15 protein-coding genes are annotated in these 14,052 nt (G+C 61.3%); 8 read left to right on the top strand and 7 right to left on the bottom strand.

The features are described from left to right. Positions 1 to 175 precede the first annotated feature (175 nt). The 6 genes from AC1DUB_RS16480 (at position 176) to AC1DUB_RS16455 (ending at position 6,059) form a co-directional block, all read left to right on the top strand. A complete protein-coding gene (locus tag AC1DUB_RS16480; RefSeq protein ID WP_477730459.1) occupies positions 176 to 1,369 on the top strand; it encodes an MFS transporter in 1,194 nt (397 codons plus the stop codon). A gap of 208 nt (positions 1,370 to 1,577) precedes the next feature. Next, positions 1,578 to 2,390 carry an SDR family oxidoreductase gene (locus tag AC1DUB_RS16475; RefSeq protein ID WP_477730417.1) on the top strand — a complete coding sequence of 271 codons (813 nt, stop codon included), beginning with the start codon at positions 1,578 to 1,580 and terminating at the stop codon, positions 2,388 to 2,390. A 79-nt stretch (positions 2,391 to 2,469) separates the two neighbouring features. Continuing rightward, positions 2,470 to 3,093 carry a class I SAM-dependent methyltransferase gene (locus AC1DUB_RS16470; RefSeq protein ID WP_477730416.1) on the top strand — a complete coding sequence of 208 codons (624 nt, stop codon included), beginning with the start codon at positions 2,470 to 2,472 and terminating at the stop codon, positions 3,091 to 3,093. Between the two features lie 100 nt (positions 3,094 to 3,193). Further along, entirely contained in the window at positions 3,194 to 4,078 is an 885-nt protein-coding gene (gene dapA / locus AC1DUB_RS16465; protein WP_477718456.1) for a 4-hydroxy-tetrahydrodipicolinate synthase, read from the top strand. Positions 4,079 to 4,149: 71 nt separating this feature from the next. Next, on the top strand, positions 4,150 to 5,247 hold the full coding sequence (bamC, locus tag AC1DUB_RS16460; protein ID WP_477730415.1) for an outer membrane protein assembly factor BamC: 1,098 nt from the start codon (positions 4,150 to 4,152) through the stop codon (positions 5,245 to 5,247). A 38-nt stretch (positions 5,248 to 5,285) separates the two neighbouring features. Then, positions 5,286 to 6,059: an MBL fold metallo-hydrolase gene (locus AC1DUB_RS16455; protein WP_477730414.1), complete on the top strand. Its 774-nt coding sequence runs from the start codon at positions 5,286 to 5,288 to the stop codon at positions 6,057 to 6,059. Here AC1DUB_RS16455 and AC1DUB_RS16450 read toward each other — a convergent pair. The 3 genes from AC1DUB_RS16450 to AC1DUB_RS16440 form a co-directional block, all read right to left on the bottom strand. Further along, positions 5,969 to 6,388: a hypothetical protein gene (locus AC1DUB_RS16450; protein WP_477730413.1), complete on the bottom strand. Its 420-nt coding sequence runs from the start codon at positions 6,386 to 6,388 to the stop codon at positions 5,969 to 5,971. The two genes, AC1DUB_RS16455 and AC1DUB_RS16450, sit on opposite strands and share 91 nt — an antisense overlap. A gap of 251 nt (positions 6,389 to 6,639) precedes the next feature. Continuing rightward, on the bottom strand, positions 6,640 to 7,152 hold the full coding sequence (locus tag AC1DUB_RS16445; protein ID WP_477730412.1) for a hypothetical protein: 513 nt from the start codon (positions 7,150 to 7,152) through the stop codon (positions 6,640 to 6,642). 33 nt (positions 7,153 to 7,185) lie between these two features. Next, positions 7,186 to 8,412: a JmjC domain-containing protein gene (locus AC1DUB_RS16440; protein ID WP_477730411.1), complete on the bottom strand. Its 1,227-nt coding sequence runs from the start codon at positions 8,410 to 8,412 to the stop codon at positions 7,186 to 7,188. A 14-nt stretch (positions 8,413 to 8,426) separates the two neighbouring features. On the opposite strand from AC1DUB_RS16440, the gene AC1DUB_RS16435 reads away from it, so the two are divergent. Beyond that, positions 8,427 to 8,951, top strand: coding sequence for an FKBP-type peptidyl-prolyl cis-trans isomerase (locus AC1DUB_RS16435; RefSeq protein ID WP_477718462.1), 525 nt, complete (start codon positions 8,427 to 8,429; stop codon positions 8,949 to 8,951). A 98-nt stretch (positions 8,952 to 9,049) separates the two neighbouring features. Here AC1DUB_RS16435 and AC1DUB_RS16430 read toward each other — a convergent pair whose 3' ends face one another. The 4 genes from AC1DUB_RS16430 to coaBC form a co-directional block, all read right to left on the bottom strand. Continuing rightward, complete coding sequence (locus tag AC1DUB_RS16430) at positions 9,050 to 9,559, bottom strand: outer membrane lipoprotein (RefSeq protein WP_477718463.1); 510 nt, start codon at positions 9,557 to 9,559, stop codon at positions 9,050 to 9,052. 233 nt (positions 9,560 to 9,792) lie between these two features. Beyond that, positions 9,793 to 10,239, bottom strand: a complete 447-nt coding sequence (dut, locus tag AC1DUB_RS16425) for a dUTP diphosphatase (protein WP_477730410.1) — start codon at positions 10,237 to 10,239, stop codon at positions 9,793 to 9,795. Next, a complete protein-coding gene (locus tag AC1DUB_RS16420) occupies positions 10,236 to 10,682 on the bottom strand; it encodes a hypothetical protein (protein WP_477730409.1) in 447 nt (148 codons plus the stop codon). Before AC1DUB_RS16420 ends, dut begins: the two co-directional genes overlap by 4 nt. A gap of 5 nt (positions 10,683 to 10,687) precedes the next feature. Continuing rightward, positions 10,688 to 11,974, bottom strand: coding sequence for a bifunctional phosphopantothenoylcysteine decarboxylase/phosphopantothenate--cysteine ligase CoaBC (coaBC, locus tag AC1DUB_RS16415; RefSeq protein WP_477730408.1), 1,287 nt, complete (start codon positions 11,972 to 11,974; stop codon positions 10,688 to 10,690). A 386-nt stretch (positions 11,975 to 12,360) separates the two neighbouring features. On the opposite strand from coaBC, the gene AC1DUB_RS16410 reads away from it, so the two are divergent. Further along, entirely contained in the window at positions 12,361 to 14,052 is a 1,692-nt protein-coding gene (locus AC1DUB_RS16410) for a CTP synthase (RefSeq protein WP_477730407.1), read from the top strand.

The following is a 14,052-nucleotide window of genomic DNA, read 5'->3' as shown; positions in this document are numbered from 1 at the left end:
ATATACAGCCATACTAACCGAACCCGCCGGGCCGGACGGTTCCGCCACGCGGCGCACCGCCCGGCCGCCAGCACCTCGTGGACATTTTCGTTACAGTCTGCCCATGGCTTCCAACACCGCTCCCCCTCCCGACGCGTCATCCTCTTCCTCTTCTTCTTCTTCCAAAACCCTGTCGATGCTTCAGGTGCTGGCCTGCGGCGCGGCGATTGTCACGCTGTCCATGGGTATACGCCATGGTTTCGGCCTCTGGCTTCAACCCATCACCCAAGCGCAGGGCTGGACGCGCGAGACCTTTGCTTTTGCCATTGCCGTGCAGAACCTGGCCTGGGGTGTTTTTGGCATCTTTGCCGGCATGGCGGCTGACCGCTTTGGCGCCTTCCGGGTGATTGTGGGCGGTGCGTTGCTGTACGCCCTGGGCCTCGTGGGCATGGCGTTGTCGCCCACGGGGATGCTGTTCACGCTGACGGCAGGGGTTTTGATTGGCGCGGCGCAGGCAGGCACCACCTACGCGGTGATTTACGGCGTCATCGGGCGCAATATTTCCTCGGACAAGCGCTCCTGGGCCATGGGTGTGGCGGCGGCCGCAGGCTCGTTCGGACAGTTTTTGATGGTGCCCGTCGAGGGTTTCCTGATCAGCAGCCTGGGCTGGAAAGAAGCCCTGCTCGCCTTGAGCCTTGCAGTTTTGATGATCGTGCCCCTGGCGCTGGGGCTGCATGAGAGCGGGTTTGCGAGCGGCAAGCCGGCCAAACGCGAGCAAACCATCGGGCAGGCACTGCGGGAAGCCTTCAAGTACCCGAGCTTTCAATTGCTGATGGCCGGCTACTTCGTCTGCGGCTTCCAGGTGGTATTCATTGGTGTGCATATGCCCAGCTATCTGAAAGACAAGGGCCTGTCGCCCCAGGTGGCCAGTTATGCACTGGCGCTGATCGGCCTCTTCAATGTGTTCGGCACTTATGTTGCCGGCTCGCTGGGCCAGAGAATCGCCAAACGAAAAATCCTGGCGACGATTTACCTGTCGCGCGCCATCGTCATCGCCGTGTTCCTGGCCGCCCCGCTGAGTCCCACGAGCGTTTACATCTTTGCCAGCGTGATGGGCCTGCTGTGGCTGTCGACCATTCCACCGACCAACGCCGTGGTGGCGCAAATTTTCGGCATCCAGCATATGTCCATGCTGGGCGGCTTTATTTTCTTCAGCCACCAGATCGGTTCCTTCCTGGGGGTCTGGCTGGGCGGCTACCTGTATGACCGCACCGGCAGCTACAACATTGTCTGGTACATCGCCATTGCGCTGGGTGTGTTTGCAGCACTGGTAAACCTGCCGGTGCGCGAAACCCCGATTTCGCGTGCCGGCCTGCCGCAGGGAGCGTAAGGTGGCCAAAAAGATCAGCTGGTGGGCGCTCGCGATCCTCGCATCGCTGGGCGTGTTTTCCCTTTACACGCGGCCTGATTTTCTCTTCACGCTGGCCAATCAGGTCTGGGCCTGCTTCTAGGATTGCCTCAGGCCGGCTTCAGGCTTGCCCGCAGTTTTGTACAGGCCATTGAGACCTGAAGCCCAATCACGACGGGGACAAGCAGCCATGAAAACTATCGTAATTACCGGGGCGTCCGATGGCATAGGCGCGGAGATGGCGCGGCAACTGGCGCAAACGCACCGCACCGGCGTGGCATTGGTGCTGGCTGCCCGCAACGAAGCCTTGCTCGCGGAAGTCGCCGCGCAATGTGCGGCGCACGGCGCCCAAACGCTGGTGGTGAAAACCGATGTCTCGGTCGAAGCCCAATGCCGGCAGTTGATCGCCGCCGCCGTCACCCGCTTTGGCCGCATCGACGCGTTGATCAATAACGCCGGTCGGTCGGCGCAGGCGCTCTTTGAAGACGTCAAAGCCGAAGACCTGGCCTGGTACGAGCAACTGATGCGCATCAACCTCTGGGGCAGCGTCTGGTGCACCCATGCGGCCCTGCCTCATTTAAAGCAAAGCCGCGGCGCCATCGTGGCCGTCTCCAGCCTCGCGGGGCTGATTGGCGTGCCGGGCCGGACCGCCTACAGCGCCACCAAATTTGCCATGACGGGTTTCTTCGAGGCCCTGCGCGCGGAATTGAAGGGTGCCGGCGTCAGCGTGACGACCGTCTATCCCGGCGTGGTCGCTACGCAGACCCGGTATCGCGGCTTCAATGCGGCAGGGGCCCCAGCCGGCGCCAGTGGCCTGAAGGAAGATCAGGCCATGAGCGTTGAAGAATGCGCAGGACTGATTCTGCAGGGCATGGCGCGACGGGACCACGAGGTGGTGATGACAGCCAAAGGCAGGCTGGGCCGCTGGCTCAAACTGATGGCGCCAGCCCGGGTCGAGTCGATGGCGCTGGCCGCCCTCAAGGATGAGGTCAAGCCTCACTAACCTTATTAACACCTCCATTAATCCTATTAACCGCATTAACCCCATTAACCCAATTAATCCCATTAACCTTAATAACCCCATGACCTCATTGCAAAAGCAAAGCACCTTGCACGGCACAGAGCCGGCTTCGGCCTGGGTACAGCGCTGGTCGCACCTGGTGGCAGACGGCGGTGTGGTGCTGGATGTGGCTTGCGGCCGCGGCCGCCACGCCTGCTGGTTTCATCAACAAAATCACCCCGTCGTCCTTGTAGACAGGTCACAGGAGGCTATTGAATCCATCGCAATTCCGGCGCAGGCCCGCGAAGCGGTGGTGGCGGATATTGAAAATGGCCCCTGGCCCTTTGCTGGCCGGCAATTTGACGCGGTGGTGGTCACCAACTACCTCTGGCGCCCGCTGATGCCCACCTTGCTTCGCAGCTTGGCGCCGGGCGGTGTCCTGATTTACGAAACTTTTACGCAAGGCAATGAAACGGTGGGAAAACCCTCCCGTCCCGATTTTCTGTTGCGTCCCGGTGAATTGCTGGAGATCTGCCGCGGCTTGCGGGTGGTGGCTTTCGAGGACGGCTTTGAGGAAGGCCCACAGGGACTGCAGCCACGCTTCGTCCAGCGCATTGCCGCGATCAGCGAACCCGAAAGCCATCCGGGTTTGCCCGGGGGCCTGCAACCCCAATCCCCAGTCCCCCCACGCTATAGACTGGTCTAGCCTCTGGGTAGAATGCAGGATTGGCTCTTCGGGTCGGCAATCTCCTTTTTATGATTGTTTCCAGACCACCCCCCAGGGCCGCGAACCTACAGACCAAGACATGAAACCCATTACTGGCAGCATCGTTGCACTGGCAACGCCCTTGCATGATGACGGCAGCGTAGATTACCCCACCCTGCGCAAACTGGTGGACTGGCACATCGCCGAAGGGACCGACTGCATAGGCGTGGTCGGCACCACCGGCGAATCCCCGACCGTCAACGTCGAAGAGCACTGCGAAATCATCCGCGTCTCGGTGGAGCAGGCGAAAAAACGCGTGCCCATCATGGCCGGCTGCGGCGCCAATTCCACGGCCGAGGCGATCGAGCTCGCCAGGTTCGCCAAGCAGGTGGGCGCCGATTGCCAGCTGCAAGTCGTCCCCTATTACAACAAGCCCACCCAGGAAGGCCAGTACCGGCATTTCAAGGCGATCGCCGAGGCTGTCGGCGACCTGCCCACCGTTCTGTACAACGTGCCCGGCCGCACCGTAGCCGATATGGCGCATGCCACCGTGCTGCGCCTGGCCCAAGTGCCCGGCATTGTCGGCATCAAGGAAGCCACCGGCAACATCGAGCGCGCACAGTGGCTGATCAAGGAAGTCCCCCAGGGGTTTGCCGTGTACTCCGGTGATGATCCGACCGCCGTGGCGCTGATGCTTTGCGGCGGACAGGGCAACGTCAGCGTGACAGCCAACATCGCGCCACGCCTGATGCACGAGCTGTGCGTGGCTGCCGTGGCGGGAGACGCCAGACGGGCCATGGAGTTGCAGTTCAAACTGCTGCCCCTGCACAGAAACCTTTTTGTCGAAGCCAACCCGATTCCTGTCAAATGGGCCATGGCCCGGATGGGACTGTGCGGTGGCGCGCTGCGACTACCCATGACGCCGCTTGACCCATCCAACGAAGCTGCCGTGGAAGGCGCCCTGCGCGCCAGCGGCCTGATCTGATTTTTAAGGGAACCCCAGTGAAGAACTTGCCAAAACGCCCTGCCTTTGCAACCACCCAAAATGCGCTAACCGTGTCCGCACTGGTTGCCGTGAGCCTGCTCGCGGGCTGCTCCACCATCAGGGATGTCATGGAAGGCGAACGTATCGATTACAAATCGAGCGCTACCAAAGCGCCCTCGCTGGATATTCCTCCCGACCTGACCCAGCTCAACCGTGAAAGCCGTTATGTGGTGCCCGGCACGGCCGTGACCGCCAGCAGCTATCAGGTAGGCCAGGCCGCGCCCCAGACCGCGCCGACGGCAGCCGTTGCGGTAGGTGACGTCCGGGTAGAGCGCGCGGGCACCCAGCGCTGGCTGGTCATCAACCGGCCTGCCGACAAGCTCTGGGGACCCGTGCGTGACTTCTGGCTGGAAAGCGGTTTTTTGCTGGCTCAAGACCAGGAAAACCTGGGCATCATGGAAACGGACTTTGCCGAAAATCGCGCGAAGCTGCCTCAGGACTTCATTCGCAGCGCACTGGGAAAAATTCTCGATGGCGCCTATTCCACCGGCGAACGCGACAAGTTCCGCACCCGGCTGGAACGCCGGTCAGACGGCGGCACCGAGATTTTCATCAGCCATCGCGGCATGGTGGAGGTGATCACCGGCGCCAAGAGCGGCAATGCCGTGACAGGCGACAGCACAGTCTGGCAACCGCGCCCTGCCGATCCCGAACTGGAAGCCGAGTTTCTGCGCCGCCTGATGGTGAAGCTGGGCGTGGCGCAGGAACAGTCCAGGGCCCTCGTTGCAGCAGGCGCCACGAAACAGACATCCCGCTCCACCGTCGTGAACAATCTTCCCGTCGTGCAGATCGACGAAGGTTTCGAGCGCGCCTGGCGTCGCGTGGGCCTGGCACTGGACCGCACCGGCTTCACCGTGGAAGACCGCGACCGCAGCCAGGGCGTCTATTTTGTACGCTATATCGAACCCGGCGCCAACAAGAGCGAGCCCGGATTCTTCAGCAAACTGTTCAGTGGCTCTCCAGCTGCGCCAGCGCCATTGAAGTACCGCATTGCGGTCAAGAGCCAGGGCGAAAGCACCACGGTATCGGTACTCAATGCCCAGGGCGCGCCTGAATCGTCAGCCAATGCGCAACGCATTGTTCAGGTGATTGCCGACGACCTGAAATAAGGCCGCGGTTTGCAGTCCCATCACTGCCTGCGGCACCGGTGCTGAGATTCAAAAGCCTGGGCAGCGGCAGTTCGGGGAACGCCACACTGGTGGAAGCCCTGGGCCTGCTGCCGTTTCGGGTGCTCATTGATTGCGGGCTGGGGCTCAAGCACCTCGTGTACCGGCTTGGCCAGGCCGGGCTTCGACCGGAAGACATCCACGCGGTCTTCATTACCCATGAACATGGCGACCACATTGGTTGCGCGCGCTCACTGTCCCTGCGCTACCGCATCCCGGTCTGGATGAGCCATGGCACCCATGCCGCTACCGGCTCGCCGGATTTTGACGGCCTGCTCCGCACGGCACGAGATGGTGAAGCCATTGACCTCGGGGGACTGCAGCTCACGCCTTTTACGGTGCCGCACGACGCCAGGGAGCCCTTGCAGCTCACCTGCACGGATGGCTCGGCGAAGCTGGGGATTTTGACGGACCTGGGACATGCGACGGCACACGTCTTGGGGCACCTGAAGGCCTGCGATGCGCTACTGCTGGAGTGCAACCACGACACCGAGATGCTGGCTCAATCGGCCTATCCCGCATTTCTGAAGCGGCGGGTCGGCGGCCTGTACGGCCACCTTGCCAACACCGCAGCGGCAGACATCGCCCGCGCGGTGCGCCACCAGGGCCTCAAGCATCTGGTGGCAGCCCATCTGAGCGCGCAAAACAACCGGCCCGCCCTGGTTCAAGACGTCATGGCGCAGGCTTTGTCCTGCGCGCCAGACGACATCATCGTTGCGAAACCCGATGACGGGAGCTGCTGGCTACAGATCTGACAACGCGACGTGACGAAGCAATCATTCCCGGGGTCTGGGCAAGCTGCCGGGAAATCATGAACTGTATGAACCATAAAAAAAGCCGCCTTGCGGCGGCTTTTTTCGACTCGCTGAAGAGAATTACTTCTTCGCTGCGTCTGCGGCGCCAGCGGCAGCCGAAGCGGCACCAGCAGCAGCCGTAGCGGCGCCAGCGGCAGCCGAAGCGGCACCAGCAGCGGCATCAGCAGCGGGAGCAGCAGCAGGTGCAGGCGCAGGTGCGGCAACTGGTGCAGGCGCAGGTGCTGCAGCTTCTTCTTTTTTGCCGCAAGCAGCCAGAGCAACAGCGGCAACAATAGCTGCCAAAACGAGTGACTTGTTCATTTTTACGATCCTTGATGAATTTAGAAAACAATTTCCGGAAACTGTCAAAGGCAACCTGAATCAAAAATTCAGGTCATGTTTGACTGGGGAAAGGACTCGAGCTCTTTCTACCCAGCTATAAATTATATGCCGGTTATTGCAAGCCTGAAAACCCTTAGGCGGCAAAACGCCCTACGGAATCAAGCCGAAAACCGTAAAAACCACACACACCCGCACACACCTACAGTCCCAGCGTGGTCGCCGGAAAGGCTGGCGAGCTTTTTAGCAACCGCTCATTCAGGCGTTCCCTCAGCGCAACCCGTCTGACCACTTCAGAGCCTGCTGTCCCTGTGCAGCGCGCCAATTCCACCCTTTCAAACACCCAACCGGGTGCCCATAGCGCACTGGGCATGTCATCAGCCGGCGTGGAAGCACTTCCACGGCAGTCCACAATGTGCGCCCAGGTCCGTCGCCACGCCGCAAAACGCGCATGACGCCGGAGCACCTCATCGTAATTTTTAGCAAGCATCGTGAACCTGCGGCCCGCTCTGGACCAGTCATTCAGCGCCTGAACCACCACGCGCTCACCCAGAGGCCAGTCTTCAAAGCCGGGGTCGCACACGATGATTTCACGCCAGCCCTCCGCAGCGGCCGCTGCAAAGGCCTGCCGAACCAGGCTGGTGAACTCGGTGCGGCCACTGAAGCGCCCCTCCAGCAACACGGGTGGCTCGGTGGGCGTTGTTTGAGAATCCATGAGACTTCCTCCTTCAAACTGATGGGGCGCACTTCAGGTGCCGCCCCCCATCGGCAGTTTCTGCCGGAGCCAGCCGGCCTCATGCCAATCCGCCAGCAACGCAAGAGCAGGCGTGCTTGCCCTGCGCAACTCGCTGGCCGACAGACCGCGTTGGTCGGCCAGCCGGCGCATGAGGGCGGCATCGGTGCCTTTGGCACGGTAGCTTTCTCCATTGATGAACACATGGTCGCTGTCATACATCATCCGGCTGCGCGCATCAAGGCAAATGCCGGCTTTGCCCGCTTTGACAGCGTCCTGCGCCCAAGCCTGAAGGGGAGCCTCAAACCAGACTGAAGGTTTGGGTTCGGTCATGTACTCCCCCAGTGCGCAAGCCAGGGCGAGCGGATCCTTGAGCGCATCGAGGACCGCTTGCCCGGCGAATTTCGCCAGCCCCTCAGGCAGCGCCGCAGGCGTCGCGGTTGCCGTCTGGCGCGGGTCGCAATAAATTTTCGGTGAAGGACTGGCACGCCGACGCCCCTCGCCGGAGGACGGCTCGGGCTCGTCTTCGCTGAACTCCGCCAGGCGATGCAGCAGTTCGGCAGCCAGCTCGTTCCGCGCCGGTGCCCGAAAACCGATGGAATAGGTCATGCAGTCTGCAGCCTCGCCGTCTCCGCCTGCCGCAGCTTCGGCAATACCATCATGTGCATAGCGTGGCGGCAGGTAAAGCATGTCGCCCGCCTCAAGGACAAACTCCTCATCAGGTTCAAAGTTCTGCAGTATTTTCAACGGCACCCCTTGCTGCAAGGTCAGATCTTTTTGCTGTCCAATTTTCCAGCGCCGGCGCCCGCTGGCCTGGAGCAAAAAAACATCGTAACTGTCAAAGTGCGGCCCCACGCCCCCACCCGGCGTTGCAAACGAAATCATCAGGTCATCCAGCCGCGCGTCCGGCACAAAACGAAACTTCTGCAACAGCGCATGCGCGCGCGCATCGTGCAGGTCCACCCCCTGCACCAGAAGCGTCCAGGCATCCCGGCTCAATGGCGGCAGGCTTCGCCTCGCGAACGGCCCCTGCTTCATGCGCCACCCCTGGGCCTGACGGGCAATCAGTCGGGACTCGACATGCTCCTGCCCAGCCAGCGTGAACAAGTCTGCGCGACTGAGCAAAGGCTGAAATCCGGGAATGGCCTGACGCACAAGAAGAGGCTTTTTTTGCCAGTACTGGCGCATGAATCGGGCCGGACTCAAACCGGCGAGAAGGTCTAGAGCTTGATTTACATCCATGGGACAATTGTCGGATGAAAATCACCCCGCAATGCGTCGTAGCCCTGACATGGACGCTGAAAGACACCCTGGGCGATATGCTCGATGAACTGGACGAGCCGGTCGAGTTTTTACTGGGCGGCAATGACCTGCTGATCAAAATTGAAGAGGCCCTGCAAGGCCACGAGGCCGGCGACAAGCTAGAGCTGCATCTGGAGCCCGAAAACACCTTCGGCGACTATGACGAAAACCTGGTTTTTCTGGAAGCCCGCAACATCTTCCCCGCAGAACTGGAAGAAGGCATGACCTTTGATGGCGCAGCGCTACCGGCCGGCGCCAACGGACAAATTCCGCACAACCACATTTACACCGTGACGGAAATCTACCCGGAGCATGTGGTACTGGATGGCAATCATCCCCTGGCCGGCATTGCGATCCGGCTGGCGATGAAAGTAGAGTCTGTGCGCGAGGCCACCGCACAGGAAATTGGACGGGGTTCTCTCGGCACCGGTTTTTTCAAACTGGAATCGCTGACGAGCGGCAACGACACATTGCATTGATCCACTCAGAGTGAGCGCGGGTTGCAGAGCGGCGCAGCAAATGCTGCCACCGCTCTTATTCTTACCTTGACCCGCCCTGAAGACGGCTTGGAGCCGGTTTAAAGACGGTAAATCTGTCCATTCTCTATCCTGACGCGATCACCAACGCGCAGGTCTCCGGATGCAGGCACGTCGTAGGCGCGGGTGCTGCCGTTGTCCAGCCGGATCGAGATACGATAGGTTTCACGAACAGTCGTGCTTTGGCTTTTCTCAATGGCATTGCCGGCCACAGCGCCACCTACAGCGCCGACCACCGTGGCGGCAGTGCGACCACTACCGCCGCCGATCTGAGAGCCGACCACCGCACCGGCCACACCGCCGATGACCGCACCGACGCCGGAGCCCCTGCCTGGCTCCGAGGTCCGCAGGACTTCCACGTTGGTGACACGCCCAAACTCGGTGTAGTTACCCTGCGGATACTGGGCAGGATAGGACGAGGTCGGGTAGGACGAACTGGGATAGGTCGACACCGGTTCCGATGAACTCATGGGCGGAGCCGCGCAGGCAGCCAGAGCCGCCAGCACAAGCACCGAAGCAGTGGTTGAAATATATCGGGAAGGTTGACGCATGGAAGTCTCCTGTTAAGAAAGTTGAGGACCTTATGCAACCAGCCGGCGCCACCTTGCGCCAATGGCGTGCAGTTAGCGTGCGGATTGCTTGAGTCTCTAACTGATTACATGCGCAATCGCCAAAGCCGAAGGTGGGGCCCCAGGCTGACTCGGCGTGGGAGAGGGCTGCCCGGCGGCGTAAGAAAAACCTGACGCCGGACGAACCCAGGGCGATATGGCCTTCAGTTCGGTCCTCAGTTTTTACCGGTGGACCCGTAACCACCTTCACCGCGTTCGCTCGCGGGGAATTCGGTGACTACATTGAACTTCGCTTGCGCAACCGGCACGATCACCAATTGCGCGATACGCTCCATGGGCTCGATGGTGAAAGGCACATCGCTGCGATTCCATGCGCTGACCATCAACTGACCCTGGTAGTCACTGTCGATCAGGCCCACCAGATTACCCAGCACGATGCCGTGTTTATGCCCCAGTCCGGAGCGCGGCAAAATGAGCGCCGCATAGCCCGGATCACACAGATGGATCGCGACGCCCGTCGGCACCAATTGCCAGGCATTGGCGCCCAGCGTCAGCGGCGCATCCAGGCAGGCGCGCAAGTCCAGGCCTGCGCTGCCGGGCGTGGCGTAGTGAGGAAGATTGCCCTGAAGGCGGGAATCCAGAATCTTGACGTCTATTTTCATGACTTGTGTTTGCGTTCGGCTTGTTGGGGATGAGAGGATATTTCGGCAGCGGTTCTTGCGGTATCTGCCATGTCTGCAAAACGTTTGACCGAGGCACGCAGGGAGGGAGCACCAACCCTGAACACGACCCACGCAGCATAGGCCAGCAGGAAGGGAATAAACAGAAAGCCTGCTCCGGGCAGCAGCCTGGCCAGCACCTGGGTTCCTATCCACGCCACAAACACCCACTTCAGATGAGTGAGGAAAGAAATTCCTGCAAAAGGTTCAAGGGCAGCCTTGACGGAGGGCATGCCAGAGCTCGCGGAAAATGGCGCATTGGCCTGTCCGCCCTGCTCCGGCTTGAACATGTCCGGGCGCGCGCCGGCTGAAATATTTCCGCTGGTCAGCCGTTCGACATACCGCGCGAAATCGCCATCAGGAGGGGTATCGGAGGGGTGTATCAAGCAGCTCACCCTTTCCGGGTCGAAGCGGCCGGCGCCGCCAGCCTGGCAGCGATTTCCTGAACCAGCCGGCGTGCCAGCGACAGCTTGGACGCCCGGGCCACCTCGGTGCTGCCTTGCTCGTCAACCAGCAGCAGCGCGTTATGGTCCTGTCCGAAAGTATCGGGCCCGATGTTGCCGACCAGCAGGGGTACGTTTTTGCGCAGGCGCTTGGCTTGGGCGTTCTCGGCCAGGTCATGGCTTTCTGCGGCAAAGCCCACGCAAAACAGCTTGCCCGCCCGGGCGGCGGCAGACTTGGCAACGGTGGCGAGGATGTCCGCGTTTTCCGTGAATCCCAGTTGCGGCGCGTGGCCCGATCCGTCTTTCTTGATCTTTTGGGCTGATGGTGCCGCAGGCCGCCAGTCGGCCACAGCCGCGGTAGCTATGAAAACAGTAGCACCCTGCACCCGGTCGATCACGGTATCGAGCATATTCTGTGCAGATCTCACGTCAATGCGCGTGACACCCCGTGGTGTGGGCAGGCCCACCGGGCCGGCGACCAGCGTAACCTCGGCACCCGCCTCACGCGCGGCGCGCGCAATGGCAAACCCCATCTTCCCGCTGGACAGATTGGTGATGCCGCGCACCGGGTCAATGGCCTCATAAGTGGGTCCCGCCGTAACCAGCACGCGCTGGCCGGCCAGCACCTTGGGCGCAAAGAAGGCAATGATGTCTTCCAGCAGTTGCTCGGGTTCCAGCATGCGGCCATCACCCGTTTCCCCGCACGCCTGAAAGCCGTTGCCCACGCCCAGCACCCTGGCGCCGTCGGCCTCAAGCTGAACAAAGTTGCGTTGCGTTGCCGGGTGCGCATACATCTCGCGGTTCATCGCCGGCGCCACCAGCAGCGGGACCTTGTCGATGGGCCGGGCCAGGCACATCAGGCTCAGCAAATCATCGGCACGGCCATGGAGCAGCTTGGCCATGAAGTCAGCGCTCATGGGTGCAATCAAAATCGCATCGGCCTCGCGCGACAGGTTGATATGCGCCATGTTGTTGGCTTCGCGACTGTCCCACTGGCTGGTGTAAACCGGCCGGCCGCTCAACGCCTGCATGGTGACAGGTGTGATGAACTGCTCGGCGGCTTCCGTCATGACCACCTGCACGGTGGCGCCCGCCTTGATCAGCGCACGGCACAACTCGGCCGACTTGTAGCAGGCGATACCGCCCGACAGGCCCAGCACCAGATGCCTGCCGGCCAGGTCCAGTGCTTCACCGCCGGGCACGCCGCTTTCCACGGGATTGGCTTGATTTGTCATGTTTCGCAATGTAGCAGCTGGAGGGCCCCCACGCTTTTCACTTCGTGTAATGCGCTGCCCCCCGAGGGGGCAGCTGCGCCTGCGGCCCGGCTAAGCCGGTTCCGCGGCCCCTGCTGGGCTGGAGAGCTACCACTTCTAGGGCCCCCACGCTCGCTCACTGCGTGTAGCTCCACTCCCTGCCCCCCGAGGGGGCCGCTACGCCTGCGGTCTGGCAAAGCCAGTCCCGCGGCCCCTGCTGGGATGAAGAGCCCCCACGCTTTTCACTGCCTTGCGATGCGCCCATCACAGGAAAGCCCGGGTTTTAGCGCCTCGGCTGGCGGCCGTTGTGCGGCCAACCCGTATAATCTCCGTTTACCACCTCTGCGAACTTGCGGTTCGTACCTGACATGACCAAATTTGTCTTCGTCACCGGCGGTGTGGTGTCTTCCCTGGGCAAGGGAATCGCCTCAGCCTCCTTAGCTGCGATCCTTGAATCGCGAGGCCTCAAAGTCACTCTTATCAAGCTGGATCCCTACCTCAACGTGGATCCCGGCACCATGTCGCCCTTTCAGCACGGTGAAGTCTTTGTCACCGACGACGGTGCGGAAACCGACCTGGACCTTGGCCACTATGAGCGCTTCATTGAAACGCGCATGCGCAAGGCCAACAATTTCACCACGGGCCAAATTTACAAAAGCGTGCTTGAGAAAGAACGCCGCGGCGACTACCTGGGAAAAACCGTACAGGTCATTCCACATGTCACCAACGAGATTCAGGAGTTCATCAAACGGGGCGCCGGCTATGAAACCGCTGATGCTGTCGATGTGGCGATTGTCGAAGTAGGCGGCACCGTCGGCGATATTGAATCCCTGCCCTTTCTGGAGGCCGTGCGGCAGATGAGTCTGCGGCTGGGTCCCAACAACACCGCCTTTGTTCATCTGAGCTATGTGCCGTGGATTGCAGCCGCCGGCGAACTCAAAACCAAGCCGACGCAGCACACAGCCAAGCAGCTGCGTGAAATCGGCATTCAGGCCGATGTGCTGCTGTGCCGCGCAGACCGTCGCATTCCGGCGGAAGAGCGTGAAAAAATCTCCCTCTTCTCCAACGTGCCCGAGTGGGGTGTCATTTCCATGTGGGACGTGGACACGATTTACAAGGTCCCGCGCATGCTCCACGAGCAGGGGCTGGATGGCCTGATCTGCGACAAGCTGCGCCTGAACACGCCCCCGGCCAATCTCAAGCGCTGGGACGATCTGGTGTATGAAACCGAGCATCCCAAGACCGAGGTCAACATTGCCATGGTCGGCAAGTATGTGGACCTCTCCGACAGCTACAAGTCGCTCAACGAGGCCTTGCGCCATGCCGGCATGAAAAACCATGCCAAGGTGGTCATCGAGTATGTCGACTCCGAAACCATTGCACCCGATAACGTGTCGCGCCTGGCGCGCTTCGACGGCATTCTGGTGCCCGGCGGCTTCGGCGTGCGCGGTGTCGAAGGCAAAATCTGCGCCGCCCGCTTTGCCCGTGAAAACAAAATGCCCTACCTCGGTATCTGCCTGGGCATGCAGGTGGCCACCATCGAGTTTGCGCGCCACGTCGCAGGCCTGAAAGACGCGAACAGCACCGAGTTCGACCCGGCCACCCCCAATCCCGTCATCGCGCTCATCACCGAGTGGAAAGACGCCGACGGCACCATCAAGACGCGCGACGCCAAGTCCGACCTCGGTGGCACCATGCGGCTTGGCGCCCAAAGCTCGGATGTTGCCAAAGGCTCGCTGGCCTACAACATCTACGGCGATGTGGTGACCGAGCGGCACCGCCATCGCTATGAAGCCAACGTCAACTACCTCGACGCCTTGCGCAAATCAGGCCTGGTCATTTCGGCGCTGACGCAGCGCGAACAGCTGACTGAAATCGTGGAGTTGCCGCAGGATGTACATCCATGGTTCGTGGGCGTGCAGTTTCACCCCGAATTCAAATCCACCCCCTGGGCTGGACATCCGCTGTTCAATGCCTACATTGCGGCGGTGCTTGAGCACCGCGTCAAGGCCGGCCAGGATGGCAAAGCCGCGGCCAAGCCCCTGAAGGCGGTGGCCTGA

Source organism: Polaromonas sp. P4_F9, assembly GCF_056401235.1.
Note: the sequence above shows the minus strand (reverse complement) of the source record. Positions and strands in the feature narration are given on the sequence as shown.

What these genes read in the sequence shown, in the direction of transcription:
- AC1DUB_RS16445 (WP_477730412.1), bottom strand. Translation starts at nt 7,152, where the DNA reads ATGGATTCTCAAACAACGCCCACCGAGCCACCCGTGTTGCTGGAGGGG.
- AC1DUB_RS16410 (WP_477730407.1), top strand. Translation starts at nt 12,361, where the DNA reads ATGACCAAATTTGTCTTCGTCACCGGCGGTGTGGTGTCTTCCCTGGGC.
- AC1DUB_RS16470 (WP_477730416.1), top strand. Translation starts at nt 2,470, where the DNA reads ATGACCTCATTGCAAAAGCAAAGCACCTTGCACGGCACAGAGCCGGCT.
- dut (WP_477730410.1), bottom strand. Translation starts at nt 10,239, where the DNA reads ATGAAAATAGACGTCAAGATTCTGGATTCCCGCCTTCAGGGCAATCTT.
- coaBC (WP_477730408.1), bottom strand. Translation starts at nt 11,974, where the DNA reads ATGACAAATCAAGCCAATCCCGTGGAAAGCGGCGTGCCCGGCGGTGAA.
- AC1DUB_RS16475 (WP_477730417.1), top strand. Translation starts at nt 1,578, where the DNA reads ATGAAAACTATCGTAATTACCGGGGCGTCCGATGGCATAGGCGCGGAG.
- AC1DUB_RS16435 (WP_477718462.1), top strand. Translation starts at nt 8,427, where the DNA reads ATGAAAATCACCCCGCAATGCGTCGTAGCCCTGACATGGACGCTGAAA.
- dapA (WP_477718456.1), top strand. Translation starts at nt 3,194, where the DNA reads ATGAAACCCATTACTGGCAGCATCGTTGCACTGGCAACGCCCTTGCAT.
- AC1DUB_RS16480 (WP_477730459.1), top strand. Translation starts at nt 176, where the DNA reads ATGCTTCAGGTGCTGGCCTGCGGCGCGGCGATTGTCACGCTGTCCATG.
- AC1DUB_RS16440 (WP_477730411.1), bottom strand. Translation starts at nt 8,412, where the DNA reads ATGGATGTAAATCAAGCTCTAGACCTTCTCGCCGGTTTGAGTCCGGCC.
- AC1DUB_RS16430 (WP_477718463.1), bottom strand. Translation starts at nt 9,559, where the DNA reads ATGCGTCAACCTTCCCGATATATTTCAACCACTGCTTCGGTGCTTGTG.